The sequence below is a fragment of the Geodermatophilus sp. SYSU D00708 genome (genome assembly GCF_054050115.1).
Window position 1 is genome coordinate 13,767 of the sequence record NZ_JBJGYS010000042.1, and the last position, 24,869, is coordinate 38,635.

General features: G+C 74.7%; 31 protein-coding genes. 9 read left to right on the plus strand and 22 right to left on the minus strand.

The features are described from left to right. Positions 1-82: 82 nt before the first annotated feature. Genes ACI79D_RS23160 through ACI79D_RS23180 form a run of 5 tightly spaced genes read right to left on the minus strand, consistent with a single transcriptional unit; the run spans position 83 to position 3,535 of the window. Positions 83-1,318: an NAD(P)/FAD-dependent oxidoreductase gene (locus ACI79D_RS23160; protein WP_456920876.1), complete on the minus strand. Its 1,236-nt coding sequence runs from the start codon at positions 1,316-1,318 to the stop codon at positions 83-85. 24 nt (positions 1,319-1,342) lie between these two features. Next, positions 1,343-1,966, minus strand: a complete 624-nt coding sequence (gene folE, locus ACI79D_RS23165; protein ID WP_456920877.1) for a GTP cyclohydrolase I FolE — start codon at positions 1,964-1,966, stop codon at positions 1,343-1,345. After that, the gene (locus ACI79D_RS23170) at positions 1,963-2,394 is read right to left on the minus strand and encodes a hypothetical protein (RefSeq protein WP_456920878.1); all 432 of its coding nucleotides are present in this window, start codon (positions 2,392-2,394) and stop codon (positions 1,963-1,965) included. The genes folE and ACI79D_RS23170 overlap by 4 nt, the downstream gene beginning before the upstream one ends. A 48-nt stretch (positions 2,395-2,442) precedes the next feature. Further along, the gene (locus ACI79D_RS23175; protein ID WP_456920879.1) at positions 2,443-3,138 is read right to left on the minus strand and encodes a helix-turn-helix transcriptional regulator; all 696 of its coding nucleotides are present in this window, start codon (positions 3,136-3,138) and stop codon (positions 2,443-2,445) included. Positions 3,139-3,148: 10 nt separating this feature from the next. Further along, the gene (locus ACI79D_RS23180) at positions 3,149-3,535 is read right to left on the minus strand and encodes a DUF488 domain-containing protein (protein WP_456920880.1); all 387 of its coding nucleotides are present in this window, start codon (positions 3,533-3,535) and stop codon (positions 3,149-3,151) included. A gap of 137 nt (positions 3,536-3,672) precedes the next feature. On the opposite strand from ACI79D_RS23180, the gene ACI79D_RS23185 reads away from it, so the two are divergent. From ACI79D_RS23185 to panB, 5 genes are all read left to right on the plus strand, one after another. After that, entirely contained in the window at positions 3,673-4,206 is a 534-nt protein-coding gene (locus ACI79D_RS23185; protein ID WP_456920881.1) for a DinB family protein, read from the plus strand. Positions 4,207-4,325: 119 nt separating this feature from the next. Continuing rightward, positions 4,326-4,811, plus strand: coding sequence for a DUF732 domain-containing protein (locus ACI79D_RS23190; RefSeq protein WP_456920882.1), 486 nt, complete (start codon positions 4,326-4,328; stop codon positions 4,809-4,811). A 124-nt stretch (positions 4,812-4,935) separates the two neighbouring features. Then, the gene (locus tag ACI79D_RS23195) at positions 4,936-5,766 is read left to right on the plus strand and encodes a slipin family protein (protein WP_456920883.1); all 831 of its coding nucleotides are present in this window, start codon (positions 4,936-4,938) and stop codon (positions 5,764-5,766) included. Between the two features lie 49 nt (positions 5,767-5,815). Further along, positions 5,816-7,654 carry an NAD+ synthase gene (locus ACI79D_RS23200; protein ID WP_456920884.1) on the plus strand — a complete coding sequence of 613 codons (1,839 nt, stop codon included), beginning with the start codon at positions 5,816-5,818 and terminating at the stop codon, positions 7,652-7,654. After that, entirely contained in the window at positions 7,651-8,481 is an 831-nt protein-coding gene (gene panB, locus ACI79D_RS23205) for a 3-methyl-2-oxobutanoate hydroxymethyltransferase (RefSeq protein ID WP_456920885.1), read from the plus strand. The genes ACI79D_RS23200 and panB overlap by 4 nt, the downstream gene beginning before the upstream one ends. A 77-nt stretch (positions 8,482-8,558) precedes the next feature. On the opposite strand, the gene npdG is transcribed toward panB, so the two are convergent. The 3 genes from npdG to ACI79D_RS23220 form a co-directional block, all read right to left on the minus strand. Next, on the minus strand, positions 8,559-9,254 hold the full coding sequence (npdG, locus tag ACI79D_RS23210; RefSeq protein ID WP_456920886.1) for an NADPH-dependent F420 reductase: 696 nt from the start codon (positions 9,252-9,254) through the stop codon (positions 8,559-8,561). 76 nt (positions 9,255-9,330) lie between these two features. Then, the gene (locus ACI79D_RS23215) at positions 9,331-9,513 is read right to left on the minus strand and encodes a hypothetical protein (RefSeq protein ID WP_456920887.1); all 183 of its coding nucleotides are present in this window, start codon (positions 9,511-9,513) and stop codon (positions 9,331-9,333) included. 46 nt (positions 9,514-9,559) lie between these two features. Then, positions 9,560-10,033, minus strand: coding sequence for a cupin domain-containing protein (locus ACI79D_RS23220; protein ID WP_456920888.1), 474 nt, complete (start codon positions 10,031-10,033; stop codon positions 9,560-9,562). A 120-nt stretch (positions 10,034-10,153) separates the two neighbouring features. On the opposite strand from ACI79D_RS23220, the gene ACI79D_RS23225 reads away from it, so the two are divergent. The 3 genes from ACI79D_RS23225 to ACI79D_RS23235 all read left to right on the plus strand — a co-directional run bounded on the left by ACI79D_RS23225 (position 10,154) and on the right by ACI79D_RS23235 (position 13,144). Next, complete coding sequence (locus ACI79D_RS23225; RefSeq protein WP_456920889.1) at positions 10,154-11,302, plus strand: diguanylate cyclase domain-containing protein; 1,149 nt, start codon at positions 10,154-10,156, stop codon at positions 11,300-11,302. A 68-nt stretch (positions 11,303-11,370) separates the two neighbouring features. Then, positions 11,371-12,681, plus strand: a complete 1,311-nt coding sequence (locus ACI79D_RS23230; RefSeq protein ID WP_456920890.1) for a M24 family metallopeptidase — start codon at positions 11,371-11,373, stop codon at positions 12,679-12,681. 226 nt (positions 12,682-12,907) lie between these two features. Then, a complete protein-coding gene (locus ACI79D_RS23235) occupies positions 12,908-13,144 on the plus strand; it encodes a hypothetical protein (RefSeq protein WP_456920891.1) in 237 nt (78 codons plus the stop codon). Positions 13,145-13,218: 74 nt separating this feature from the next. Here ACI79D_RS23235 and ACI79D_RS23240 read toward each other — a convergent pair whose 3' ends face one another. Genes ACI79D_RS23240 through ACI79D_RS23260 form a run of 5 tightly spaced genes read right to left on the minus strand, consistent with a single transcriptional unit; the run spans position 13,219 to position 16,193 of the window. Then, positions 13,219-13,644 (minus strand): ChaB family protein, encoded by a 426-nt coding sequence (locus ACI79D_RS23240; RefSeq protein WP_456920892.1) that lies wholly within the window; start codon positions 13,642-13,644, stop codon positions 13,219-13,221. Between the two features lie 31 nt (positions 13,645-13,675). Beyond that, positions 13,676-14,509: an alpha/beta fold hydrolase gene (locus tag ACI79D_RS23245; RefSeq protein WP_456920893.1), complete on the minus strand. Its 834-nt coding sequence runs from the start codon at positions 14,507-14,509 to the stop codon at positions 13,676-13,678. A 50-nt stretch (positions 14,510-14,559) separates the two neighbouring features. Then, entirely contained in the window at positions 14,560-14,790 is a 231-nt protein-coding gene (locus ACI79D_RS23250) for a hypothetical protein (protein WP_456920895.1), read from the minus strand. Between the two features lies 1 nt (position 14,791). Further along, positions 14,792-15,049 (minus strand): DUF2795 domain-containing protein, encoded by a 258-nt coding sequence (locus ACI79D_RS23255; protein WP_456920896.1) that lies wholly within the window; start codon positions 15,047-15,049, stop codon positions 14,792-14,794. Positions 15,050-15,059: 10 nt separating this feature from the next. Further along, positions 15,060-16,193 (minus strand): baeRF2 domain-containing protein, encoded by a 1,134-nt coding sequence (locus ACI79D_RS23260; protein WP_456920897.1) that lies wholly within the window; start codon positions 16,191-16,193, stop codon positions 15,060-15,062. Positions 16,194-16,331: 138 nt separating this feature from the next. Between ACI79D_RS23260 and ACI79D_RS23265 the strand changes: the two genes are divergently transcribed. Further along, entirely contained in the window at positions 16,332-16,676 is a 345-nt protein-coding gene (locus ACI79D_RS23265) for a hypothetical protein (protein WP_456920898.1), read from the plus strand. Positions 16,677-16,738: 62 nt separating this feature from the next. Here the strand turns inward: ACI79D_RS23265 and ACI79D_RS23270 are convergent, their stop codons facing one another. The 9 genes from ACI79D_RS23270 to ACI79D_RS23310 form a co-directional block, all read right to left on the minus strand. After that, the gene (locus tag ACI79D_RS23270) at positions 16,739-17,626 is read right to left on the minus strand and encodes a type II secretion system F family protein (protein ID WP_456920899.1); all 888 of its coding nucleotides are present in this window, start codon (positions 17,624-17,626) and stop codon (positions 16,739-16,741) included. Further along, positions 17,626-18,567 carry a type II secretion system F family protein gene (locus ACI79D_RS23275; protein WP_456920900.1) on the minus strand — a complete coding sequence of 314 codons (942 nt, stop codon included), beginning with the start codon at positions 18,565-18,567 and terminating at the stop codon, positions 17,626-17,628. The genes ACI79D_RS23270 and ACI79D_RS23275 overlap by 1 nt, the downstream gene beginning before the upstream one ends. Continuing rightward, positions 18,567-19,997, minus strand: coding sequence for a CpaF family protein (locus ACI79D_RS23280; RefSeq protein ID WP_456920901.1), 1,431 nt, complete (start codon positions 19,995-19,997; stop codon positions 18,567-18,569). The genes ACI79D_RS23275 and ACI79D_RS23280 overlap by 1 nt, the downstream gene beginning before the upstream one ends. A gap of 28 nt (positions 19,998-20,025) precedes the next feature. After that, complete coding sequence (locus ACI79D_RS23285; RefSeq protein ID WP_456920902.1) at positions 20,026-21,216, minus strand: AAA family ATPase; 1,191 nt, start codon at positions 21,214-21,216, stop codon at positions 20,026-20,028. A 73-nt stretch (positions 21,217-21,289) separates the two neighbouring features. After that, a complete protein-coding gene (cpaB, locus tag ACI79D_RS23290) occupies positions 21,290-22,075 on the minus strand; it encodes a Flp pilus assembly protein CpaB (RefSeq protein WP_456920903.1) in 786 nt (261 codons plus the stop codon). 7 nt (positions 22,076-22,082) lie between these two features. Next, positions 22,083-23,054 carry a pilus assembly protein TadG-related protein gene (locus tag ACI79D_RS23295; RefSeq protein WP_456920904.1) on the minus strand — a complete coding sequence of 324 codons (972 nt, stop codon included), beginning with the start codon at positions 23,052-23,054 and terminating at the stop codon, positions 22,083-22,085. Then, entirely contained in the window at positions 23,042-23,437 is a 396-nt protein-coding gene (locus ACI79D_RS23300; protein ID WP_456920905.1) for a TadE/TadG family type IV pilus assembly protein, read from the minus strand. The genes ACI79D_RS23295 and ACI79D_RS23300 overlap by 13 nt, the downstream gene beginning before the upstream one ends. Positions 23,438-23,543: 106 nt before the next feature. After that, positions 23,544-23,783, minus strand: coding sequence for a Flp family type IVb pilin (locus tag ACI79D_RS23305; protein WP_456920906.1), 240 nt, complete (start codon positions 23,781-23,783; stop codon positions 23,544-23,546). Between the two features lie 209 nt (positions 23,784-23,992). Next, positions 23,993-24,673, minus strand: a complete 681-nt coding sequence (locus ACI79D_RS23310; protein WP_456920907.1) for a prepilin peptidase — start codon at positions 24,671-24,673, stop codon at positions 23,993-23,995. Positions 24,674-24,869: the final 196 nt, after the last annotated feature.

Consider the following 24,869-nt stretch of genomic DNA (forward strand, 5'->3'; position numbering starts at 1 on the left):
GGGGTGTGACGTCACCCCAAGCCTGCCCCCTCGGGGCGACGGTGACACGAGGACCCGCCCGCCTCCCTCCGCGAGATCGCGATCAGCCCGCCTCCGCGAGCTCCCGCAGCGGGACGTCGGGGTCGGCCAGCCGGGAGGGGTCCACCGGACGGCGGGACCGGATCAGCGCCTGGACGTCGTCGGTGAGGTCCCACACGTTCACCGTCATCGCGGCGGTGACCCGGCCGCCGGCGGTCCAGAAGGCGGTGAACGCGCCGTCCTCGGGGTCGCCGCGGCAGACCACGTCGTCCTCCGGCGAGGCCAGCCCGGAGTACTCCATGCCCAGGTCGTACTGGTCGGTGAAGAAGTAGGGCAGCCGGTCGTAGGCCGCCTGGCCGCCCAGCATGGACCGCGCCGCCGCCGGGCCGCCGCCCCGCGCGTTGGCCCAGTGCTCCACCCGCACGTGCCGGTCGTAGAACGGCGCGAACCACCGGGCCACGTCGCCGGCGGCGAACACGTCCGGCGCCGACGTCCGCAGCCGCTCGTCGGTGACCACGCCGTCGTCCACCTCCAGCCCGCCCGCGGCGGCCAGGCCGGTCTCCGGCACCACGCCGATGCCCACCACGACGAGGTCCGCCGCCAGCCCCTCGTGCCGGTCGGTGACCACGGAGGTGACCCGGCCCGCCTCCCCCCGCAGCTCGCGCACCGTCTCCTCGGTGAACAGGTCCACGCCGTGGCTGCGGTGCAGCCGGGAGAAGTGGGTCCCCATCCGGCGGCCCAGGACGCCGAACAGCGGCGCGGGCTGCGGCTCGACCACGACGACGTCGTTGCCGTGGGTCCGCGCCGCCGCGGCGACCTCCATGCCGATCCAGCCGGCGCCGACGACCACCACGCGGCGCCCGCCCGGGGTCAGGTCGGCCTTGAGCCGGTCGCTGTCGGCGAGGGTGCGCAGGTAGTGGACGCCGTCGAGGTCGGTGCCGGGCACCCGCAGCCGCCGCGGCGACGCGCCGGTGGCCAGCAGCAGGCGGGCGTAGGGCAGCTCCTCCCCCGTGTCCAGCGCCAGCCGGTGCACGGCCGGGTCCAGCCCGGCGGCCCGGACGCCGGTGCGCAGCTCGACGTCGTGGGCGGCGTACCAGCCCTCGTCGTGGACGAAGGCGGTGTCCCGCTCGGCGCTCCCGAGCAGGTACTGCTTGGACAGCGGCGGCCGCTCGTACGGGCGCTCGGGGTCGGCGCCGACGAGCACGACCGGCCCGTCGAAGCCCTCCTCCCGCAGCGTCTCGGCGGCCTTGGCGCCGGCCAGCCCGGCGCCGACGATCACGAACGGGTCCTGTGCGGGCACGGGGTCCTCCTCCCGGGAGCGGGGTCAGGTCGTTCCGGTGAGCGCGAAGAACTCGGCACGGGAGCGCGCGTCGGAGCGCAGCGCCCCGTGCAGGGCGGAGGTCACGGTGCGGGCGCCGGGTGCGCGGACGCCGCGCAGGGACATGCACAGGTGCTCGGCCTCGATGACCACCCCGACGCCGCGGGGCGCCAGGTGCTCCTGCAGCCAGTCGGCGACCTGCTGGGTCAGCCGCTCCTGCACCTGCAGGTCCCGGGCGAACAGCTCCAGCACGCGGGCCAGCTTGGACAGCCCGAGGATCCGCCCGCCGGGCAGGTAGCCGATGTGGGCCACCCCGGAGAACGGCAGCAGGTGGTGCTCGCACAGCGACTGCAACGGGATGTCCCGGGCGATGACCAGCTCGTCGTAGCCCTCGTCGTTCGGGAAGGTGGTCAGCTCGAACGGCCGGCCGGTGAGCAGCTCGGCGAGCGACTCGGCCACGCGCCGCGGGGTGCCGGCCAGGTGCGGGGACGACGGGTCGCGGCCCAGCGCCCGGAGCAGGGCGGCGACCGCGTCCCGGGCGGCCGGGAGGTCGACCGGCCCGCGCGGGTGGACCACCCGCAGCGGGGTGTCCCGCTGCGGGCCGGTCCCGACGGCCTCCGCCGCCGTCACGCGCCGGCCCCCGGCCGGCGGGCCGGGGCGTACAGCGCCGCCAGCCGGGCGAGGGCGACCGCCGCGACGAGCAGCCCGACGTCGCGCAGCGCGACGTCGTAGAAGCCGGGGATGGTCAGCAGGTCCACGATGATGCCGGCGAGCCACGCCGCCACCAGCCAGCCGCCGATCCGCGGCGCCACGGCGACCACGACGCCGGCGACGATCTCGACGACGCCGACGGCGTACATCGCCTGCTGCGCGGTGCCGGGGACCAGGCCGTCGATCCACGGCGCGAGGTAGCCGGGCCAGTCGGTCAGCAGGTTGGCGAACTTGTCCAGGCCGAAGGCGATCGGTGCGACGGTGAAGACGGTCCTCAGCAGCACGAACGCCTGATGGGCCGGGTCGACCGCGGTGCCGGTCCGGGACCGCGGGAGGTGCGTCGTCATGGTGACCCTCCTTCTAAAACCAACGGTGGCTAGAAGTAGAGACCCGCGTCACACCCCTGTCAACGGGGGCGGTTGCGCTGCCGCGGCCTCCAGGCGCACGCAGCACCGGCCGGGCGCGGGCGCCAGCCGGACGGCGAGCCCCGACCCCGGGACGGCCTCGACCAGCCCGGCGAGCAGGTCCAGGTTCATGCCGCAGACCAGGGCCGTGTGCGTCGCCGCGAGCGCGTGGAACGGGCAGTTGGCCAGCGCCACGGCGCCGTCGTCCTCGGCCCGCGGCTCGAAGCCGTGCTCCTCCAGGACGCGCAGGACGGCGGCTCGCCCGCCGTCGGCGCCGGCCCGCTCGGCCAGGTCCCGGCCGCGCAGCCGAGCCCGCCGGCCGAGCACCTCGCGGGGGGCCTCCCCCGAGGCGTCGGCCTCCTCGAGCGCCCCGGCGAGCAGCTCCCCGGCGAGGTCGTAGCGGCGGCCCGGCAGCGAGACCTCGACCGCGCAGTCCGACCGCCGGTAGAGCTTGGCCGGGCGGCCGGCACCGGGGCCGGTGCGGCCGGTCCGGCGCTCGAAGTGGACGTCGAGCAGCCCGTCGGCCACCAGGCGGTCGAGGTGGAAGGCCGTCGTGCCGCGCGGGACGCCGACCGCGGTCGCCGCCTCGTCCCGGCTCACCGGGGCCGGCTGCCGGACGACGTGGTCGTAGAGCCGGCGGCGGGTGGGCTCGGCCAGCGCGGCGACCGCGGCGACGTGGTCGTCCATGCCCCAGATTCTAGGACCAACTCCCGTTGGCGGAAGAGTTCTCGTCCGCCAGGAGGGCGAGCAGGTGCTCCCGCAGCACCACGGCGCTGTTGTGCTCGCGGTCGCGAGCGCTGTAGAGCAGCGTGACCGCCCCGGCGCGGGCGGCGTCGAGCAGCGGCCGGCACGCCTCCGCGGGTGCCGCGGCGAGCTCGGTGAGGTAGCGGCGGCGGAACTCGGCCCAGCGCCGGGGGTCGTGACCGAACCAGCGACGGAGCTCCGGACTGGGCGCGACCTCGCGCACCCAGCTGTCGAGCGGCAGGTCCTCGCGGCGGACGCCCCGCGGCCACAGCCGCTCGACGAGGAAGCGCGGTCCGTGGACCGCGTCGGGGTCGTACACCCGGACGAGCCGGATCCCCATGACACCTCCTCGGTCGGGCGATGCAGGCTGCGGCCCGGTCCTCGCCCGGGGGACCACCGGCCGGGTGAGACGAGGCCCACACCCCCGCACGGCAGAAGGTCCCTGGTCAGCGGTGCACCGTCGGGCCAGGGTGCGGCATGACCACCCTCGTACCGGGCCGCACGGCCGCGGCAGCCGACAGCCTCGCGCGCCAGCAGGCGCGCGTCGACCTCCTCCTGGCCCGCGCGGTCGCCGGCGACGCGTGGCGGGCGCGGCTGTCCTCCGGCGAGCGCGAGCGGCTGGTCGGCCAGGGGCACTTCCCGGCGTACGCCTCCGAGCTGGACTGGACCCCGCGGGAGGTCGCCGGTCACCTCCGGGACAGCGCCCTGGTGTTCACCGAGCGCATCTACCGCCTGCGCACGGAGGCCGAGCCGCTGCTGGCCGACTTCGTGCCCGACCAGCCGCAGCGGGTGGCCGGCTACCGCGACGTGCCGCCGGTGCAGCTGCTGGAACAGCTGCGCCGGGCCCAGGCGGCGCTGTTCGACAGCGTCGCCGGCCTCGCGGAGGCCGACCTCGACCGCGCCGGGGTGCACGAGGTCGACGGGCCGGTGACCCTCGGCGACCTGGTCGCGTTCCTCCCCGGGCACCAGCGCGACCACGCCGACCAGCTGGCGGCCCTGCTCCGCGGCTGACCCCGCCCGGCGGGACCGGGCGAGGCGCGTCGCGGCGCGTCGACCGCCCGACCCCTCGCCACTACAGTCGCCGGGCGTAGTCCCGCGCACTGCCCCGGCTCCTCGCTCGGGAGGCCGCCATGACCCGACGCGGCGCGCACGAACGGCCCTCCCCGCCTCACTGGCCGCGCCGCCTCGCGGCCGTCCTGGCCGTGCTCGCCGTCGGCGCGGGGCTGGCCTACCTGCTGACGTCGACCACCGGCCGGGACGCCACCCCGGTCGCGGCCTCCACCTCGCCGTCCCCGCCGCCGCCGTCCCCCGCGACGGTGACGGTGACCGCGCCGATGAGCGACGACCAGGTGCGCGCCGCGTTCGTCACCCTCGCCGCGCAGGTCCGGGGGTACGCCCTCCCGGCCGAGCAGGTGCCGGCCCTCGCCCAGCAGACCTGCGGCACCATCGCGGCCGCGGGGGACGCCGACGCCGTCTGGCGGGCGGCCGGCGACCTGGAGCAGCCGCACGGGCTGCCGGTCGGCGCCGCCTGGGAGTTCGTCGACCTCGCGGTCACCGCCTACTGCCCGGAGCACCACGGCCTCGTGCTGCGGACCACCGCGGCGATGGGCGACTGATCCGCGCGTGCGAGCGGCCGCCACGCCGCGATCGGCGATCTAGCATGTGGTCGCCGTCACGAGGGCGCCGCGGCCACGGGCGCGACCTGCGCGTCCGGCCCCGACGCCGCCGGCGGAGGGCGAGATGGACGCCGTGCTGGGACTCCTCGTCATCGTCGTCGTCGGGCTGCTCGTGCTGCTGGGCGCGAGCGTCCGGGTCGTCACCCAGTTCGAGCGGGGGGTGGTGCTCCGGTTCGGCCGGCTGCAGGGCGAACCCCGGCCGCCGGGGCTGACCTTCATCCGGCCGGCCGTCGACCGCATGCACAAGGTCAACATGCAGATCGTCACCATGCCGGTCCCGGCCCAGGAGGGCATCACCCGCGACAACGTGACGGTCAAGGTCGACGCGGTCGTCTACTGGCGCGTGTTCGACCCCGCCCGCGTGGTGATCGACGTGCAGAACTACCAGGCGGCGATCGGCCAGGTCGCACAGGCGTCGCTGCGCTCGATCATCGGCAAGAGCGACCTCGACGACCTGCTGTCCAACCGCGAGCGGCTCAACCAGGGCCTGGAGCTGATGATGGACAGCCCCGCCGTCGACTGGGGCATCCACATCGACCGGGTGGACATCAAGGACGTCGCGCTGCCGGAGACGATGAAGCGGTCGATCGCCCGGCAGGCCGAGGCCGAGCGGGAGCGGCGGTCCCGCGTGATCACCGCGGAGGGCGAGCTGCAGGCCTCGCAGAAGCTGGCCCAGGCGGCCCAGGTGATGAGCACCCAGCCCGCCGCGCTCCAGCTCCGACTGCTGCAGACGATGGTGGAGGTCGCGGCCGAGAAGAACTCGACGGTCGTGCTGCCCTTCCCCGTGGAGCTGCTGCGCTTCCTCGAGCGGGCCACGCCGGAGGGTCCCGCGCCCGGCGCGGTCAACGGCATCCCCGCCCCGCGGCCGTCGACCGCGGTGCCCGAGCCGGGCTGACCCCTCCCCCGCGTGGCCGGACACCCCGGACGGCGACCAGACTGACCGGGTGACTGGACAGCAGGTACAGCTGCGGGTGGCCCTGGCCCAGGTCGACACCCGCGTCGGGGACCTCTCCGGCAACGCCGAACTGGTGACCCGCTGGACGGCGCAGGCCGCCGCGGCCGGCGCGCACCTCGTCGTCTTCCCCGAGATGACCCTCACCGGGTACCCCCCCGAGGACCTCGTGCTGCGCGAGTCCTTCGCGACCGCCAGCGAGCACGCGCTCGTCGACCTGGCCGAGTCGCTGGCCGACCAGGGCCTGGGCGGGACCGCCGTCGTCGTGGGGTACCTCGCGCACACCGAGGGCAGCGGACCGGCGCCGGTCGACCAGCCGCCCACGGACGACGACCGCCCGGCCGACGCCAACCCGCGCCGCGGCGCCCCGCGCAACGCCGCCGCGCTGCTGCACGGCGGCGAGGTCGTCGTCCGCTACTACAAGCGGCACCTGCCCAACTACGGCGTCTTCGACGAGGCGCGGTACTTCGTGCCCGGCACCGAGCTGCCCGTCGTCCGCCTGCACGGGGTCGACGTGGCACTCACCGTGTGCGAGGACCTCTGGGTCGAGGGCGGCCCGTGCGGCGTGGCCGGGCAGGCCGGGGTCGACGTCGTCGTCTCCCCCAACGCCTCGCCCTACGAGCGGGCCAAGGACGACCTGCGGCTGCCGCTGGTCCGCCGGCGTGCCGCCGAGGCGCGGGCGAGCGTCGTCTACTGCAACCAGGTCGGCGGCCAGGACGAGCTGGTCTTCGACGGCGACTCGATGGTGGTCGCGCCGGACGGGGAGCTGCTGGGCCGGGCGCCGCAGTTCGTCGAGCACCTGCTCACCGCTGACCTGACCATCGACCCGGACTCGGTCCCCGAGCGGCGCGAGGGCCGGATCGGGCCGATGACGGTCACCCGGCACGTGGTCTCCGAGCAGCCGGTGCCCGCGTTCGACGCGCAGCCGCCGTCGATCGCCGCGCCGCTGGAGGACTGCGAGGAGGTCTGGCGGGCGCTGGTGCTGGGCCTGCGCGACTTCATCGACAAGAACGGCATGCCCTCGGTCGTGCTGGGCCTGTCCGGCGGCATCGACTCGGCGGTGTGCGCCGCGCTCGCCGTCGACGCCCTCGGCCCCGACCGCGTCTACGGCGTGGGCCTGCCGTCGAAGTACTCCAGCGAGCACTCGCTGGCCGACGCGGAGGACCTCGCCAAGCGGACCGGGCTGCACTACACCGTCGTCCCGATCGCGCCGATGGTCGACGCCTACCACTCGCAGGTGGAGCTCTCCGGCGTCGCGGCGGAGAACCTGCAGGCGCGGGTGCGGGGCACGCTGCTCATGGGGTTGTCCAACCAGCACGGCCACCTGCTGCTCACGACCGGCAACAAGAGCGAGATCGCGGTGGGCTACTCGACGCTCTACGGCGACTCGGCCGGCGGCTTCGCCCCGATCAAGGACGTCCCCAAGACCCTCGTGTGGGAGCTGGCCCGCTGGCGCAACGCGTACGCCCGCGACCGCGGCGAGACCGAGCCGATCCCGCAGAACTCGATCGACAAGCCACCGTCGGCCGAGCTGGCCCCCGGCCAGGTGGACACCGACTCGCTGCCCTCCTACGAGGAGCTCGACGCGGTCGTCGCCGACTACGTCGACCGCGACCTCGGGATGGCCCAGCTGCTCGAGCGCGGCCACGACCCGGAGGTGGTGGCCAGGGTGCTGCGGCTGGTGGACGCCGCGGAGTTCAAGCGCCGGCAGTCGGCCCCGGGAACGAAGATCAGCCTGAAGGCGTTCGGCCGGGATCGGCGTCTGCCGATCACCAACCGCTGGCGGGAGAGCCTGCCCAGCGTCCGCGAGGGAGCGGCATCACACTCATGACGGAATCCGTCCTGTACGGCGGGGGGTCGACCGCCCGGGTCCGCGTGCACCACCTGCAGCAGGCCAAGGAGCGCGGCGAGAAGTGGGCGATGCTCACCGCCTACGACACGGTCAGCGCGTCGGTGTTCGAGGAGGCCGGCATCCCGGTGCTCCTGGTCGGCGACTCCGGCGGCAACGTCGTCCTCGGCCTGGACAGCACGGTCCCGGTGACCGTCGAGGACATCCTGCTCATGACGAAGGCGGTCACCCGGTCGACGAGGCGGGCGCTGGTCGTCGCCGACCTGCCGTTCGGCAGCTACGAGGCCGGACCGCAGCAGGCGCTGGCCACCGCCGTCCGGATGATGAAGGAGGGCGGCGCGCAGGCGGTCAAGCTCGAGGGCGGGACGCGGGTCGCGCCGCAGATCCGGGCGCTGACCGAGAACGGCGTCCCGGTGATGGCGCACATCGGCTTCACGCCGCAGAGCGAGCACGCCCTGGGCGGCTTCCGGGTGCAGGGCCGCGGCGCGGGCGCCGAGCAGCTGCTCGCCGACGCGCACGCCGTCCAGGAGGCCGGCGCCTTCGCCGTGGTCATGGAGATGGTCCCGGCGCCCCTGGCCGCGCAGGTGACCAAGGAGCTGGCCATCCCGACCATCGGCATCGGCGCCGGCGTCGACTGCGACGCCCAGGTGCTGGTCTGGCCGGACATGGCGGGGATGACCGGCGGGCGGGTGCCGCGGTTCGTCAAGAAGTACGCCGACCTGCGGGCCGAGCTGCTGCGGGCGGCGCGGGAGTACGCCGACGAGGTCCGCAGCGGCGCGTTCCCCGGTCCCGAGCACTCCTTCGATTGATCGTCCTCCGGACGATCGACCGCGGCCAACGGCCGTCCCCTGTTGCGCGGAGCCGCTGCGTCCCTCCTCGCGGAGGCTCAGACGTCGGTGACGCGGATGCCGGCGTGCGCCTTGTACCGGCGGTTGACCGAGACGAGGTTGATCGTCAGCGCCTCGACCTGGCGGGCGTTGCGCAGCCGGCCGGCGTAGACGCCGCGCATCCCGGGCAGCCGGCCGGCCAGCGCCTGCACGGTGTCGGTGGCCTCGCGCACGTCCCCCACCACCATGACGTCGCCGTCGAGGGTGGGCCGGGAGAGGTCCTCGAGCAGGACGGCGGACAGGTGGTGGAACGCGCCCACGACGTGCGAGTCGGGCAGCAGCGCCGCCGCCTGCTGGGCGACCGACCCCTCGGGCACGTCGAGGACGTAGGCCCCCAGCTCGTCGAACGCCATCGGGACGACGCAGTCGACGACGACCTTCCCGGCCAGCGGCGTGGCCAGGTCGGCGAGGGTGTCGGCGTGCCCGGCGAACGGCACGGCGACGATCACCAGGTCCGCCGCGCCCGCGACGTCGACGTTCGACCCGCCGCGCACCGACACCTCGACGCCCCCGGCGGCCACCGCGGCCCGGCCGGCGACCTCCTCGGCCACCGCGGCGGCCCGCTCGGCGTCCCGCGAGCCCAGCAGCACCCGCTGACCGGCCGCGGCCAGCCGCACGGCGAGCCCCCGGCCCTGCGGACCGGTGCCGCCGACCACCCCGACGACCAGGTCATCCACCGAGCGTCCGTCCGTCACGTGGCCACCTCCCACACCGCCGGACCGCCCGGCGTCCCTCAGCCGATCATGCCGGGGCGCTCGCCGGGCTCTGCGCTCACTCCCCTTCCCAGGCGCGGTCCTCGGCGGTCAGCTTCTCCTCCCGGTCGGCCACCGACTGCAGCGCGTGCTCGGCCTCCTCGCGGGTGGCGTACGGACCGAGCCGGTGCCGCTCGGCGCAGCCGTCCCGGTCCTCGACGGTGTGGTGCTTGAGGCAGTAGAACCACGGCCCCTGCGGCATGTGCGCCTCCTCGCGATCGCGTGCTGGGCAGCTCACCCTGCCACCCTCAGACGTCGACCATCACCTGGTCGTGACGGGCGTAGAACGCGGTCATCTCCTCCGGCGACAGCTGCCGCCCGCTGCGGCGCAGCTCGGCCATCTCGGCGAAGAACTGCTCGCGGGCGATGCCGGGCGCGAACAGGATGAGGAACGAGGTCGGCTCGTCGCCGTCGTTGCGGAAGCCGTGCACGCCACGCTCGTGCACCAGCGCGAAGTCACCGGGGCGGTGCGGCCGCCAGGCGCCGTCGGCGAAGACGGTCAGTTCCCCGGAGAGCACGTAGAAGGACTCCGAGAACGTCTGGTGGTAGTGCGGCGCGGCCCCGGCGCTGCGCGGCCCGACGGTGTACTCGACCAGGCCGTAGCGCCCGGCGGTCTCCGAGCCGGGGGCGACCATGCGCACCGAGCTGGTGGGCCCGTTGGGGACCAGCGGGTGGTCGGTCAGCGTGCGGACGACGACCCGGCCGGGGTCGGGGTGCGACATGACCGCCACCCTGGCACCGGCGTCCGGTCGGCGTCGACCGGAGCCGCCGCCCGCGGAACTCGCCGGACTCGCGACGCTCAGCACCTCCCACTGGCCGCTCCCGTACGGCATCCTGCAACCGTGACCGTGCGGCGACGCAACGAGACCGACACACCGCGCAGCGCACCGAGCACGGCGGCCAGCCGCGGGCCGGAGCACCGGGTCGCCGTCATGACCCTCGCGATCCTCACCTTCCTCGGCGGCCTCGTCGGCTGCGTGACCCTGCTGGTCGAAGGCGCCGTGCACCCCGGGACCGCCCGGATCTGGTTCGCGGTGGTGATGCTGTCCTGCCTGGGGGTGTCGCTGCCGCTGGCGGTGCGCCAGCGGGCCGGTCCCTGGGCCACCTTCGGCCTGGTGCTCCTCGGCCACGTCGTCTACGTGGTGTCCGTCCTCAGCATCGAGGTGCCCCGGCACGCGCCACCCCTGCTGCTGCTCTTCCCGTGCTTCGTCGCGGCCTGGTTCCTGGGGCCGTGGATGGTCGGCGTCAGCATGCTGATGACCGTCCTGTCCAGCGGCATCGCGCTGAAGCACGAGGCGACGGAGTCCCTGCCGGGGTTGCTCGTCGGGGTGGCGGTCACCGCCGGGGTGCTCAACGGCGCCTCGCTCGGCGTCTACGTCCTGCGCCGCCGCGTGCAGCGGCTGCTGGAGGCCACCCAGGCGCTGTCGAACCTGGACCCGCTCACCGGCCTGGCCAACCGGCGGTCGCTGGTCGAGCAGGCGCCGCGCGTGTGGCGCCAGGCCCGCCGGGAGGGCTCCCGGGTCGGGGCGATGGTGCTCGACCTCGACCACTTCAAGCGGCTCAACGACAGCCACGGGCACGCCGCCGGGGACGCGGTCCTGCAGGCGGTCGCGGTGTCCCTGTCGGCCACGGTCCGGCCCAGCGACGTCCTGGCCCGCATCGGCGGGGAGGAACTGGTCGTGCTGGGCCTGGTCAGCGACTCCGCCGAGGCCGCGCGGCTGGCCGAGCGGCTGCGCGGCGCGGTGGCCCGCAGCCGCACCGCGGACGGCCACGCGGTGACGGCGTCCATCGGCATCGCGCTGGTCCGGCCGAGCGACGGGGAGGACGCCGCCGACGCCATGTGGCGGCTGCTCGACCAGGCCGACGGCGCCATGTACGAGGCCAAGCAGGCCGGACGCGACCGGGTCGTCGCCGTCCTCCCCCGCCAGCGCAGCGTGCGGCTGCGGGACAACCACCCGCAGGAGGGCGCGCCCGCCGGCGAACCGGCCTGAAGCAGGACCCCCGCGGGGGTCGTGCGGCTCGACCGGTGCGGACGCCGGTTGTCTGGTTCCCTGTCCTCGTGACCCTCGTCGCGCCGGACCCGCTCCGCGCGGGGCCGTTGCCGCTGCGGGTGCAGGCCGACGTCCGCGACCGGTGGCTGACCCAGCGGGTGCTGGACCTGCTGCCCGGGCTCATGGACCGCGCCGGCATCGACCTGTGGCTGGTGGTCGGCCGGGAGTACAACGAGGACCCCGTCCTGGCCACGCTCCTGCCTGCGACCTGGCTGTCCGCGCGGCGCCGCACGATCCTGGCGCTGCACCGCAGCGACGACGGCGTCACCGCGGTCGCGGTCTCCCGCTACCCCGTCGGCCAGTTCCTCCCCGCCTGGTCCCCCGAGGACGACGGCGCGCCGGCCACCGAGGCGGCGCAGTGGGCCGAGGTGCGCCGCCTCGTGGAGCAGGCCGACCCCCGGCGGATCGGGATCGACGTGTCGGCGGACTTCGCGCTGGCCGACGGCCTGTCGCACACCGAGCACGGGCAGCTGACCGAGGCGCTGGGCCCCTTCGCGGCGCGGCTGGTGCCGGCCGAGGACCTGGCGGTCGGCTGGCTGGAGACGCGGCTGCCGGAGGAGATCGCCGCGCTCGACGGGCTCAACCGGCTGGTCCGCACCGTCGTCGAGGAGGCCTTCTCCCCCGCCGTCCTGACCGTGGGCGAGACCACCGCCACCGACCTGGCCTGGTGGCTGCGCCAGCGGTTCGCCGACCTCGGCGTCGGGCCCTGGTTCCACCCCGTGGTCGACCTCCAGCGGGCCGGGGTGCCGCCGGCCGCGGAACGCGGTGCGCTGCTGCCCGCCGTCCCCTACGACGTGCCGGTCGAGCCCGGCGACCTGGTGCACTGCGACGTCGGCGTGTCCAGCCTCGGGCTGAAGACCGACAGCCAGCGCAACGGCTACGTCCTGCGGCCGGGCGAGACCGACGCCCCGGCGGGGCTGCGGACGGCGCTGGCGACGGGCAACCGGCTGCAGGACCTCACCGTCGGGCAGTTCGTCACCGGCCGCACCGGCAACGAGGTGCTCGCCGCCGCGCGGTCGGCCGCCGCGGCCGAGGGGATCGACGGGGACGTCTACTCGCACCCGGTGGGCTTCCACGGGCACGGCGCCGGCCCGGTGATCGGCATGTGGGACGACCAGCGCGGCGTCCCCGGGGCCGGGGACCGCGTGCTGCACCCCGACACCGTCTACGCCTTGGAGCTCTGCGTCCGCGTGCCGGTGCCGGAGTGGGGCGGCCAGCCGGTGCGGATGGCGCTGGAGGAGGGCATCGCGCTCACCGACGAGGGCGTGACCTACCTGGGCGACCGGCAGACCGAGCTGGTTCTCATCCCCGCCGGCTGACCCTCACAGCTCGAGGGCACCTTCTCCTCCTCGTTCCGAGTCACCGAATCCTGACCACGTGCGACGTGCGCGGGGAATGGCATCCCGCCATTCTCCGGCCGAGCCGACAACGGCGGGTCCCAGCCCGTCGGGCGGGGCCTTTGGACGGTTCTGAGACTGCGCGGGCCCCATTACGGTCCCCTCGGCACCACGAGGTGTCGCCAGGAACCCACACAAGGGGGCCATCATGGAAATGACCGCTCGCCGCGTCCTCCTGGCCACGACGTTCGGCGCAGCCGTGGTCACCGGTCTGGTCACCCCCGGCATGGCCCAGGCCGAGGTCGCTCCGTACGACTGCGGTTGGGACTACGACTGGGACGGTGACGGCGACCGCGATCGGGACGACTACGACTGGTGGTACGACCGTCACCGTTACCACGACCACCACGAGGGCGACGACACACGCGAGGAGTGCGAGGAATAGTCAGTCAGGCGCGGCGCCCTCGGACGCCGCGCCCCTTCCGCGATCCATTCCGCCCTCTTCCCGCGGGCTCTGCCTCAGCGCTTCTTGCGCGCCTCGGCGGTCTCCTTGTCGTTCGCCTTCTGGATGGCGTCGACCAGTTCGTCCTTGGTCATCGTGGAGCGACCGGAGACGTCGAGCTTCTTCGCGATCTCCATGAGGTGCTCCTTGGAGGCGTTGGCGTCGACGCCGCCCTTGGTCTCCCGGTTGGTGTCCCGGCCGCCCTCGGCCTGCGGGTCGCTGGGGCCCTTGTGGTCCTTCGGCTCCCAGTGGTCGCCGACCTTCTCGTGGGTGTGCTTCACCGCGGCCCACGCCACCTGGTTGGCCCGGCGCTCGTCGTCGTAGGAGTCCATCGCCGAGTCGTGCGCCTTGGCGAAGGTCCGCTGCGCCTTCTCGTCGGACCGCTCCAGGGTGCTCGGGATCTCGTCCTTCTTCGCCTTCCCGCTCTTCGTCGTCTTCGGCATGGCCTGCCCCTACCCCGGCCGGGCCTCAAGATCACATGCGCAGGAACGGGACCAGGGCCGCGACCAACTCGTCGGGCGCCTCCTCGGCCACGTGGTGGCCGCTGTCGATCGGCCCGCCGCCGCGCAGGTCGGCGGTCCAGGTCGCCCAGATCGCCCGCGGGTCGCCGTGCAGGTCCTCGAGGTCGTCGCGGGCCGACCACAGCACCAACGTGGGGCAGCCGACCCGCCGTCCGGCGGCGCGGTCGGCCTCCTCGGCGGCGCGGTCCACGGTCAGGCCGGCCCGGTAGTCCTCGAGCATGGCCCGCACGGTGCCGGGGTCGGCGATGGCGCGGCGGAAGTCGGCGTGGTTCTCCGGCCCCATGCGTTCGGCGCGGCCCGGGGCGAGGGCGCCGTACCACGCGTCGGGGTCGGCGGTGATCGCCCGCTCGGGCTTGTCGGGCTGGGCGAAGAAGAACCAGTGCCACCAGGCGGCGGCGAACCGGGCGTCGGCGCGGTCGAGGTGCTCGACGATCGGGACGCAGTCGACCACGGCCAGGTGCGTGGTCGCCCCCGGGTGGTCCAGCGCCGTCCGCAGTGCCACGTAACTGCCCCGGTCGTGCCCGACCACGGCGAAGCGCTCGTGGCCGAGGCGGCGCATCAGCGTGACGACATCGCTCGCCATCGCCCGCTTCGAGGCCTGCGCGTGGTCGTCGGCCGGCGGCGGCGCCGTGGACTGCCCGTAACCGCGCAGGTCGGGGCAGACGACGCTGTGCCCGGCCTCGGCCAGCCGTGGCGCCACCCGGTGCCAGGTCGTGTGGGTCCGCGGGTGGCCGTGCAGCAGGACGACCGGCGGCCCCGACCCGCCGGTGCGCACCCGCAGCGTCACCCCGTCGGCGACGTCGACCCGCTGCTCGGGAAAGCCGGGGAAGAACCCGCTCAGGGCAGGTCCGCGGTGTCCTCGGAACGCCGGTGCGCCCCCTGCGCGTCGTCCGGGTCGGCGTGCACGGTCCGCTCCTCGGACTCGGCCAGGATCACCTCGGCCGCCACCTCTTCCATGCCGCTGCCCTGCATCCCCTCCTCCTCGGGCAGCAGCTGCGAGCGGGTGCGGACGTTGTCCTCGGTCACGTTGGCCAGCGCCTCCCGGCTGGGCTCCTTCTGCGTGGTCATCTCAGAACCGCTCCTGTTCGGTGCCGATGCCGAGCGCCCGCGCGACGTCCTGCACGTTGTCGAACCGCCGGCCGGCGGGCAGCCGGCGCAGGTCGCCGAGCACCCGGTCGGGCGCGTTCGCCTCCTCCGCCTTGGCCACGAGGGTGTCCCGGTCGGCCGGCCACACCTCCTTGCCGAGGGCCTCGGCGATCGCCGCGCGGTGCTCGACGTCAGCGGTGGAGGTGCCGGGAGAGGTGGCGGGCTGGTGCGGGTCGGTCATCGGGAGCTCCTCACTGGGGCTGGGGCGTGGACTCGTCGGTGTAGCGGAGGACGGCGGCCACCGGGATGTCACCGGGCATCGCCGACCGCGGGACGACGACGACGCCGGCCGCGCTGGCCACCGCGGCCGCCAGCAGCCCGGCCTGAGCAGGGACGACGGTGCCGTGCGTGCCCAGCGCGTCCATGTCGTGCTGGTCGACACCGAGCTCGAGCGGCGAGTTCCCGACGATGAGCGTGTCGTCGGCATCCTGCTGGTCGGCGAGGACGAGCGTCTCGACCTGGCCCTTGCGCAGCGCCTCGACCACCGAGGCCTTGCCCGTCACAGCCAGGCCGTGGGCGCCGGCCGAGGCGAGCTTCTCGACGACGTCGGCCTCCTCGCGGGCCTCGTGCTCGGCGACCAGTTCGGCGGTCCGCCGTTCCACCGGCTCGCGGTCGGCACCGGCCGCGCGGCCCCCCTCGTCCATGGACACCACGAGGTCCGACCACAGGTCGCTGGCCCGGTCGGTGAGGATCTGCCGGGCCCGGACGTCGCCGGCGAGCAGGACGAACTGCGGGTGCAGCCGGCGGACCAGCGAGGCGATCCGCTCGGCGACGTTGTCGGCGTTGTGGATCCACTTGTTCTCGGCGTTGTGCTGGTAGCGGTGGTGCGCCCAGCCGCCGCCCTGGAACTTGCGGATCTGGAAGCTGTCGCCCTCGACCTCGTCCTCGATCTCCGGCCGGCCGACGAGGCTGGCCACCGAGATGTCGGCGCCGACCCGGTCGGTGACGACGACGATGTGCGGCACCCGGCCGGGCAGCTGGCGGAGCACCGGCATGAGGTCGGGCGCGGGCGAGTACTCGGCGACCTCCTGCCGCGGCACGTCGACCAGCGGCTGGTCCAGGACGACGGTCCCGTCGGCGGCCACGACGAGGGCACGGCCCCGCAGGGTGGCGATCTCCCCGCCGTCGTTCGCCTCGAGCAGCCGGCTGCGGACGGCCTCGACGACCGTCTCCGGCGCGCCCTGCTCGCTGAGCCGCTCGGTGATCGCGCGGACCCGCAGCTCGACCTCGGTGTCGGCGTTCTCGGTGGTGTGCGTGACGTCGGCGCACACGGTGGCGTAGGGCCCGGAGGCGCTGAAGACCGGCTCCAGGAAGGACACGTCCATGAGGTGGGGACCACTCCTCGATCGCTGTCGATGAGAACAGCGGGGCCCGTGGTGGGCGCTCCCGCCTCCGCCCGCCTACCCACCGACCGTGGCCTCACACCCGGTGTCGGATCCGCGGGAACGGGTAGGCGGGGCCTCATGACCGAGCACGACCAGTTGCCGCTGCCCGACTACGACCACCTGCCGGTCGACGGCCTGACCTCGCGGATCCGCACGCTGGACGCGGCCGGGCTGGAGACGCTGCTCGCGTACGAGCGCGCCCACGCCAACCGGCTGCAGGTGGTGACGATCATGGAGAACCGGCTGTCCTCCCTGCGTGAGGGCGCCCAGCCCTCCGGTGGGGACCCGGCGGCCGCGGCCGCCGACGACCCGGTGCACGCCGCGGCCGGCTCCAAGGTCTCCGAGGCGACGTCCGGCCCGCCGATGAACCCGCCGTCCCAGGGCGACCCGACCAACCCGGCTCAGCCCCGCTCCACCGGCTGAGCCCCGCCGACCGGCGCCGGCGGGGTGCGGGAGCGCAGGAGACCTGCGCTCCCGCACCTCGCTCAGCCGCTGAAGGCGTCGACGATGTCCATCGCCGCCGGCCCGAGCAGGACGATGAACAGCGTCGGCAGGATGCACAGGATCAGCGGGAAGATCACCTTCACCGGGATCTGCATCGCCTTCTCCTCGGCGCGCTGCCGCCGCTTGAGTCGCATCTCCTGCGCCTGGGTGCGCAGCACGTCGGCGATGGAGACGCCGTACGCGTCGGCCTGGACCACCGCGCGGATGAACCGTTGCAGGTCCGGGACCGCGGTCCGCTCGGCCAGCGCCAGATAGGCCTCCCGCCGCGGCTGGCCCACCGCGATGTCCTGCAGCGTGCGGACGAGTTCCTCGGCCAGCGGTCCGCGCCCGTTGCGCCCGGCGCGCGCCAGCGCCGCCTCGAAGCCCAGGCCGGCCTCCACCGCGATGGTCATCTGGTCGAGGGTGTCGGCCAGCTCCAGCCCGATGGCCTGTTGCCGCTCCTGCGCCCGGCTGTACAGGAGCAGTTCGGGGACCACGTAGGCCACGCCGGTGACCACGAGCGCCATCAGCACGGTCAGCGGGCCCGGCCGCGCCACGACGAGGAGTGCCCCCAGGCCCCCGGCGATCGCGGCCAGCACCAGTTTGGCCGCGACCAGCCGCGGGACCGGCCAGTCGGCAGGACGCCCGGCGGCCCCGGCGAGCCGGTTGAGCCGGGCGACGGTGCCCGCCGGGGTGAGCGCGCCGGCCAGCCCGGCCAGCGGGCCGGGGCGCGGGCGGACGGCAGCCGGCCCGACCGGGTCCAGCCCACGGGTCAGGTTGGCCCGCGAGCGGGCGGCGGCGTCCTGCGGACGGGCGAACACCGCCCAGCCCAGCAGCGGGAGGGCGAGGGCCACGACGGCGGCCGCGGCGTACACGGGGACCGGTGTCATCAGAACCTGATCCGGACGGTCTTCCGCAGCCACAGCCCGCCGACCACGAGGAGCACCGCGGCGATCCCGATCATGGTGTATCCGGCCAGGCTCGAGGTGAAGGCGGACAGGTAGTCGGGGTTGACCACGGACAGGAAGGTGACGACGCCGAACGGCAGGGCCATCAGGACGATCGCCGACAGCTTGCCCTCCGCCGACAACGCCTTGACCTGACGGCGGATCGCGTTGCGCTCGCGGATCGTGTGCCCGACCGTGTCCAGGACCTCGGCGAGGTTGCCGCCGACCTCGCGGTGGATGGCGATCGCCTGGGCCGTCCACCGGAAGTCGTCGCTGTCCATCCGCTCGGCCACCTCGTCCAGGGCGTCGCCGAGGTCGCGGCCGACCCGGGTCTCGTTGACGATGCGGGCGAACTCCTCACAGGTGGGGGCGGCGGCCTCGACCGACACCGAGTCGACCGCGCGGAGCAGGCTGTGCCCGGCTCGCAGGCTGCTGGCCATGAGCTGCAGCGAGTCGTCGAGCTGGTCGGCGAAGGCCGCCTGGCGGCGGCTCGTGCGGAACCTGACCGACAGCCGGGCGGCCAGTGGCGCGGCAACGGCGAGGACGCCGGCCATGAGCACCCCGCCCAGCAGCAACCCGAGCGCGCCGAGCACCAGGGTGGCCAGCCCGACGAGCAGCACGACGTCGGGCAGGGACATGGCCACCCCGGCCCGCTCCAGCGCGGCGGCTCCGCCGGCCACCCGGCCGCGCTTGACGAGCACCCGCTCGACGGCGGCACCGGCGGCGGCCGACGCACCGGCCAGCGCCGACGGGGCCGGCCCGACCGTGGGGTCCAGCCGGCTCAGCGGTACCCGCCGCGGGCCGGCGGGGAGCACGACCAGCGCGAGGAGCAGCAGGGCGGCGGTGACGGCGAGCAGCCCGAGCAGGAGCAGGCCCGGTGACATCAGGCCCACCCCCGCCGCACCGGCTCCACGACCCCGAAGACCCGTGGCGACAGGGTGATGCCGAGCTCGTCGAAGCGGTCGGTGAAGCGCGGCCGGACGCCGGTGGGCACCGGCTTGCCGAGGAACCGGCCGGCCGCGTCCACGCCGGCCGAGTAGTCGAAGAGGAAGGCGTCCTGGAGGGTGACGGTCTCGCCCTCCATCCCCTGCACCTCGGTCACGTGGGTGACCCGGCGGGTGCCGTCGCGCAGCCGGGTGAGCTGGACGACGACGTCCACCGCGGAGGCGATCTGCTCCCGGATGGCGCGCAGCGGGAGGTCCATGCCGGCCATGAGGACGAGCGTCTCCAGCCGGGCGATGGCGTCCCGCGGGGAGTTGGCGTGCACCGTGGACAGCGAGCCGTCGTGCCCGGTGTTCATCGCCTGGAGCATGTCCAGGCTCTCCCCGCCGCGGCACTCCCCGACCACGATCCGGTCCGGCCGCATCCGCAGCGAGTTGCGCACCAGGTCCCGGATGGTGATCGCGCCCCTGCCTTCGATGTTCGGCGGCCGCGACTCCAGCCGGACGACGTGGTCCTGCTGCAGCTGCAGCTCGACGGCGTCCTCGATGGTGACGATCCGCTCGTCCTCGGGGATGAACGAGGACAGCACGTTGAGCAGGGTCGTCTTCCCGGTGCCGGTGCCGCCGGAGACGATGACGTTGAGCCGGGCCTCGACGCAGGCCCGCAGCAGCTCGGCCATCTCCGGCGACAGGGTCCCGAAGCCGATGAGGTCGTCGACGGTGAAGGGGTCCTTGGCGAACTTGCGGATGGTCAGCGTCGACCCGCTGAAGGCCAGCGGCGGGATGATCGCGTTGACCCGGGAGCCGTCGGCCAGGCGCGCGTCGACCAGGGGCGAGGACTCGTCGATCCGGCGTCCCACCCGGGAGACGATGCGGTCGATCACCCGGCGCAGGTGCTCCTCGGAGGTGAACCGGGCGCCGGACCGGACGAGCTTGCCGCCCTGCTCGACGTAGACGTTGTCCGGGCCGTTGCACATGATCTCGGTGACCGCCGGGTCGTCGAGGAGCTTCTGCAGCGGTCCGAAGCCCAGGACGTCGTCGGCGAGCTCGGCGGTGAGCCGCTGCCGCTCCTCGGCGCTGAGCGGGACCCGCTCCTCCTCGACGACCTCGTCGAGCTCACCGAGCACGAGGGCCCGCAGCCTGTCCTCGGACAGGGACGGGTCGTTCATCCGGTTGCCCATGCGCTCGAACAGCGCCTTGGCCACCCGGTCCTTGAGCTTGGTGAGCGCGTCGGGCGGCGGCGGGGCGGTCGGCGGGACCGGCCGGGGCGTGGGCACCGCGGACGGTGGGGTCGGCACCGGCACGGCGGGCGTGGGAGTGTCGGCAGCCGCGTGCCGGCCCTGGACGGCGGCGAGACGCGAGGCGAGGTTCACGGCACCCTCCCGTTCAGCCGGGCGGGGGTCACGACGCCGCCCGGTGCCTGGCCCGGTACCGGCCGGGCTTCACCAGTGGGGTCGCGGCGAACCGGGCGACGAGCCGCCGCAGCTCCTTGACCGCAGGGTCCTTGCGCCCGCTGGCGAGGATGGGCACGCCCTGGTTGGTGGACGCCGGCACCGCGGCCGACCGCGGGATGACGACGTCCACCCCTGTGCCGATCGTCGTCTCGACGTCGCGCACGGACAGCCCGCCCTTGGCGTCGGCCAGGTTCATGACCACGTGCCGTCCGGCCGGGATCATGCACAGCTCACGGAGGACGTCGAGCTCCTTGCGCAGCCCCCGGACGCCGGGGACGTCCATGCTGCTGAGCATCACCACGTCGGTCGCCCGGTCGAGCGCGGCGAGGGTCTGCTCGGACAGCCCGGGCGCGGTGTCGACGACGACGTACCGGAACTCCCTCGTCAGCGCGCTCAGCAGCCGGGTGACGTCGGCCCCGCTGACGGCGTCGCCGGCCGCTGGGGACTCGGCCCCGCAGACGGCGTAGAGCCCGCTCGGGTGCCGGGTGAGGAAGGTCTTGAGGACCATCGTGTCCTCGCTGGCCGGCCCCTGGACGGCGTCCGGCAGCGTGTACTCCGGGAGCAGCCCGAGCGCCGAGGCGACGTCCCCGAACTGGACGTCGAGGTCGACCAGCACCGTCGACTGCGGCGCCGCGGTGGTGAGACCGAGCGCGAGGTTGGTGGCGACCGTCGTCTTGCCGACCCCACCCTTGGGCGAGGCGATGGTGATGACCCGCCCGGTGTACCGGGCGGTCTCCTCCACCGGGCGCAGCACGCGCCGGCGGCCGGCCGCCGCCGAGCCGGCCCGGTCCACGGCACCACGGATCTCCTCGGGGCCGGCAGCCGGGGCGAGCAGGTCACGGATGCCGGTCCGCATCGCCGCCTGCAGCATCTCGGGCGAGGGCTCGGCCAGCAGGACGACGCTGATGCCGGGGCACTGGACGTCGAGCCGCTGGGCGAGCGTGAGCACCTCCAGCGGCGGTGCGAGCGGCCCGATCAGGAGCACGTCGGGCAGTTCCCCGTCGACCAGCTGCTCGAACAGCCGTGCCGGGTCGCCCGGCAGGCGGCCGGGCGGCAGCACCTGCACGTCGCCGTCGACCGCGGCGTGCACCCGCTGGACGAGGTCGTCGTCTGCTGCGGCCAGGACCACCCTGCTCATGCCTTCTCCTCGCTGGCGCTCGTCGCCGGCATTCGCCGGGCTGCTCCGTTCACTGGTGAGCTCGCAAGCTCGCTCACTTGCTGCCTCCGTAGACGGTGCCGAGACCGGCGAGCAGGTCGCCGTAGACGTTGCCCTGGTGGACGATCGTGGTGTCGTCGGAGTCCGCGCCCTCGGGCTCGAGCGCGAGCCAGACGGTGCCGTGCTCCATGCCGAAGACGACGAGTTCGGCGTCCCGGGCCCGCACGGCGACGGTCACCATGAGGTTCCCCGTCGGAGCCGCGCCGCCCGAGGAGGCCGTCTCCGTCCCGCTCCCGGTCTCGGCGGCGGGGGCGCCCTGGACCTGGGTGACCAGGACGCCGTGCAGGGTCGCGTGCGTGACGCCGACCTTCTTGCCGGCCTCGTTCTCGAGGTCCATGGAGACGTAGACGCCGATCTCGTCCCCGGCCGCGACCCGGCCGCCGACGGCGCGCTGCGGCTCGAGCAGGATGCTCACCTCGGACGTGCCCTCCGGAGGCGCGACGGTGCCGGGGACGGCGTCCTCGGGGGCGGCGAACCGGCCGGCCAGCAGCTGCTCGCCGGGCTGGAGGTCGACGGTGGCCACCTGCCCGGCGAGCGCGGACAGGTCGGTGACCCGGCCCTCGACGGCGGCCTTGGCGGGCAGCTGCTCGGTGCGCACGAGGTCGGCGACGGCGTCGCCGGCTGTCCCCGCGGGGATCAGCTCGTTGACGACCAGCACCTCGACGGTGCGGACACCGGCCAGGGCGCGAGCGTCGGCGCCGCGCACGTAGGCCAGGAGGACCACGGTGCCGGCGACGGCGAGGACGAGTGCCGCGGCGGCGGCGAGGAGTCGGCGTCTCACGGGGCCCCTATCGGATCAGTCGGAGGACGGACGCCCCGGTCACCGGCGTGCTCGGGTCGTAGTGGAAGCGGTCGGACATCTCGACGAAGCGGGTGAAGTAGCCGCTGATGCAGCGCTCGTTGCCCCCGCACGGCCTGGGCGAGGTGCTGAACTGGCCGCCGAAGTGGTAGCCGGTGATACGGAACGCCGCGTAGGCGTAGACGTGGTACCAGGCGCTGCTGCCGGTGCCCCCGGACTCGTCGAAGAGGGGCAGGAGCACCGTCTCCCCGATGAGGTCCGCGACGTAGGACGGCGCGCAGACCGACGGCGGCGTGTTCCCGGTGGACGAGTAGGACCGCTCGTTGCGGGCGCTGGCCGCCTCGCACCGCGCCGGCGGGGTGTCGAGATAGGCGAACCCGCCGGGGACGACGTTGTGCGAGGGCCCGGTGCAGCCGACCGTGTTCGACGTCTTCGTGAAGTAGACCGTCCGGACGGTCGTGCCGGAGGGCAGGCCGCCGTCGGTCTGCTGGGCGAACTCGCACCAGGAGAAGGTCAGCGGCAGGACGGCTGTCCCGCGGCTGGGGCCGCCCCAGGCGACGGTGGCCGCGGCCTCGACCTGCGTGGACTCGTGACCGAGGACAGGGGCGAACCAGTGCTCGGTCGGTGTGCTGCCGGTGACCGTGACGCGGGTCGGTGCACTGCCCAGCACGGGTGGCGCGGCCGTGGCGTCGCCGAGGTTGGCGTCGACCAGGTCCTGCGCGGTCGCCTGCATGTCGCCGCAGGCGCCCAGGGCGCAGTCTCGGGCGACGGCGAGGGCGGCGGCGTCGGCGGCGGTCTGCAAGCGGGCCTTCTCCGCGTACAGCGCGCCGACGTCGACGGCGATGGCCGTGAAGCCGAGCACCGGGACCAGCAGCAGCGCCATGAGGACGGCGGAGGCGCCGCGCTCATCGGCGAGCCGGCGGCGGACCCGCGCGAACCGGCGGTGGCTCAGCCGTTGCACCGCATGACCCCTGTCCCGCTCAGGTCGATGCTCGCGCCGAAGAAGTCGGTGAGGAACGGCATCGGGTAGTCGATGGTGACGCGCACGTTGGTGGTGCCGGTCCCGGTCGTCGGGCAGGCGCCGGGCGTGATGGCGATCTGGGCGTCGGTGATCGCCGGGACGAGCGTGGGGGCGGCGTTGCGGACGGCGGTGCGCGCGGCGGCACGGTCGTTCTGCAGCGCCATCACCCGGGCGCCCTCGCGGGCTGCGGCCGACAGCGTGCCCTGCACCTGGAAGGCGTGCCCGAACTCGGCGATGCCCAGCACCAGGACCAGCAGGAGGGGGACGACCATGGCGAACTCCACCGCTGCGGCCCCGCGCTCCTCACGCATGCGCCTGCACACGTCCCCACCTCCTGTCCGTGGTCGTCGTCCGCACGTCCGTGTGCGACCGCGGCGCAGCGGCCCCCGGGGGGAGGGGCCGCGGCGCCGCGGCAGGGGTGCAGAAGGGTCAGCCGGCGGTGGCGCCGCCGCCGGCGGCGTCCTCGAGCGAGCCGCCGATGGAGTTGAAGAGGCCCTCGAGCTCGTCGCTGAGGAACATGACCGCGCCGATGATGGCGATGGCGATCAGGCCGACCATCAGGCCGTACTCGACGGCGGTGGCGCCCTTCTCCTCGCGCTGGACGCGGTCCTTGGCGAGGGAGACGAGGGTGACGAGGGTGGCCAGCGGGTTGCTGAGCAAGTTGAGCACGGGGACTCCCAGGGGGATGGGTGCCGAGCCGGCCCGGATCGGTCGACCCGGCCTCGCGGCAGTGAGGAAGCCGTCGGGCTCTCCGCTCGCCGACTTGAGGGGCGTCCACCCGGTCGGCCGACACGCGCCACTCCCCCGGGCGCACCTCGCCGGCCCGTCTCACGGTCGGTGACGGGGGTCCCCAGGGCCTGACGTGACGGGAGGACCCGTCAGGTCAGCAGCACGCTCCAGCCGATCGAGACCGCGGCGCCGGCCAGCATCGCCGGGCCGAACGGCAGCTCGCCGCGCAGGTCGATGCGCCGGGTGGCGATCAGCCCGAGGGCGACGACCGCCTGGAGGACGAACCCGGCGAGCGCCCCCGCGACGACCGCACCCCAGCCCAGCCAGCCCAGGCACAGCCCGAGGAGGGCGGCGAGCTTCACGTCCCCCATGCCCAGCGCGCCCGGGGAGAGCAGCGCCAGCACGAGGAAGACGGCGAACAGGACGGCGGCCCCGAGGCCGGCACGCAGCAGCGCCGCCCAGGCGCCCTCCACCGCGGCCGGCAGCACCAGCAGCGCCGCGGAGCTCCCGAGAGCCGGCAGCACCACGCGGTTGGGCAGCACCCGGTGCCGCAGGTCGACGACGGCGAGCAGCAGCCCGCAGGCGGCCAGCAGGAGGAACGCGGGCAGCTCCCAGGAGAGCCCGAAGCGCAGGGCGGTGAGGCCGAACAGCAGCGCCGTGGCGACCTGGACGAACGGCGACCGGACGGCGCCCGGCCCGGCCGCGACCAGGTCGCGGAGGCGGGCCGGCTCCGGCCACGGGTACCGACCTGCGGCCCGCGCGACCAGGGCTCCCACGGGCACGCCCAGCACCGCCGCGACGACGGCGCTTCCGAGGTGCCCTGCTCCCACGGCGGGAACCTTGGCACGGCGACGGCCCGCCCTCCGGGAGGCCGCCTCACCATGTCGAGGGAGTTCGGCCGTCTGCCGGTGGGCCCATCGACGCCCGCCTCCCGGCTCCTCGCTCGGCTGCTGCGGACCGGGTGGGGGACGACGACGGCCGCCGCCGCGCACGGGGGTGCGGCCGCTGGCCTGCCTGGCGCACGTG

Bases quoted from the DNA above. Each gene is read 5' to 3' on its own strand.
- ACI79D_RS23170 (WP_456920878.1), bottom strand. From the start codon at position 2,394: ATGACGACGCACCTCCCGCGGTCCCGGACCGGCACCGCGGTCGACCCG.
- ACI79D_RS23175 (WP_456920879.1), bottom strand. From the start codon at position 3,138: ATGGACGACCACGTCGCCGCGGTCGCCGCGCTGGCCGAGCCCACCCGC.
- ACI79D_RS23180 (WP_456920880.1), bottom strand. From the start codon at position 3,535: ATGGGGATCCGGCTCGTCCGGGTGTACGACCCCGACGCGGTCCACGGA.
- ACI79D_RS23185 (WP_456920881.1), top strand. From the start codon at position 3,673: ATGACCACCCTCGTACCGGGCCGCACGGCCGCGGCAGCCGACAGCCTC.
- ACI79D_RS23190 (WP_456920882.1), top strand. From the start codon at position 4,326: ATGACCCGACGCGGCGCGCACGAACGGCCCTCCCCGCCTCACTGGCCG.
- ACI79D_RS23195 (WP_456920883.1), top strand. From the start codon at position 4,936: ATGGACGCCGTGCTGGGACTCCTCGTCATCGTCGTCGTCGGGCTGCTC.
- panB (WP_456920885.1), top strand. From the start codon at position 7,651: ATGACGGAATCCGTCCTGTACGGCGGGGGGTCGACCGCCCGGGTCCGC.
- ACI79D_RS23215 (WP_456920887.1), bottom strand. From the start codon at position 9,513: ATGCCGCAGGGGCCGTGGTTCTACTGCCTCAAGCACCACACCGTCGAG.
- ACI79D_RS23220 (WP_456920888.1), bottom strand. From the start codon at position 10,033: ATGTCGCACCCCGACCCCGGCCGGGTCGTCGTCCGCACGCTGACCGAC.
- ACI79D_RS23235 (WP_456920891.1), top strand. From the start codon at position 12,908: ATGGAAATGACCGCTCGCCGCGTCCTCCTGGCCACGACGTTCGGCGCA.
- ACI79D_RS23240 (WP_456920892.1), bottom strand. From the start codon at position 13,644: ATGCCGAAGACGACGAAGAGCGGGAAGGCGAAGAAGGACGAGATCCCG.
- ACI79D_RS23250 (WP_456920895.1), bottom strand. From the start codon at position 14,790: ATGACCACGCAGAAGGAGCCCAGCCGGGAGGCGCTGGCCAACGTGACC.
- ACI79D_RS23255 (WP_456920896.1), bottom strand. From the start codon at position 15,049: ATGACCGACCCGCACCAGCCCGCCACCTCTCCCGGCACCTCCACCGCT.
- ACI79D_RS23260 (WP_456920897.1), bottom strand. From the start codon at position 16,193: ATGGACGTGTCCTTCCTGGAGCCGGTCTTCAGCGCCTCCGGGCCCTAC.
- ACI79D_RS23265 (WP_456920898.1), top strand. From the start codon at position 16,332: ATGACCGAGCACGACCAGTTGCCGCTGCCCGACTACGACCACCTGCCG.
- ACI79D_RS23270 (WP_456920899.1), bottom strand. From the start codon at position 17,626: ATGACACCGGTCCCCGTGTACGCCGCGGCCGCCGTCGTGGCCCTCGCC.
- ACI79D_RS23275 (WP_456920900.1), bottom strand. From the start codon at position 18,567: ATGTCACCGGGCCTGCTCCTGCTCGGGCTGCTCGCCGTCACCGCCGCC.
- ACI79D_RS23285 (WP_456920902.1), bottom strand. From the start codon at position 21,216: ATGAGCAGGGTGGTCCTGGCCGCAGCAGACGACGACCTCGTCCAGCGG.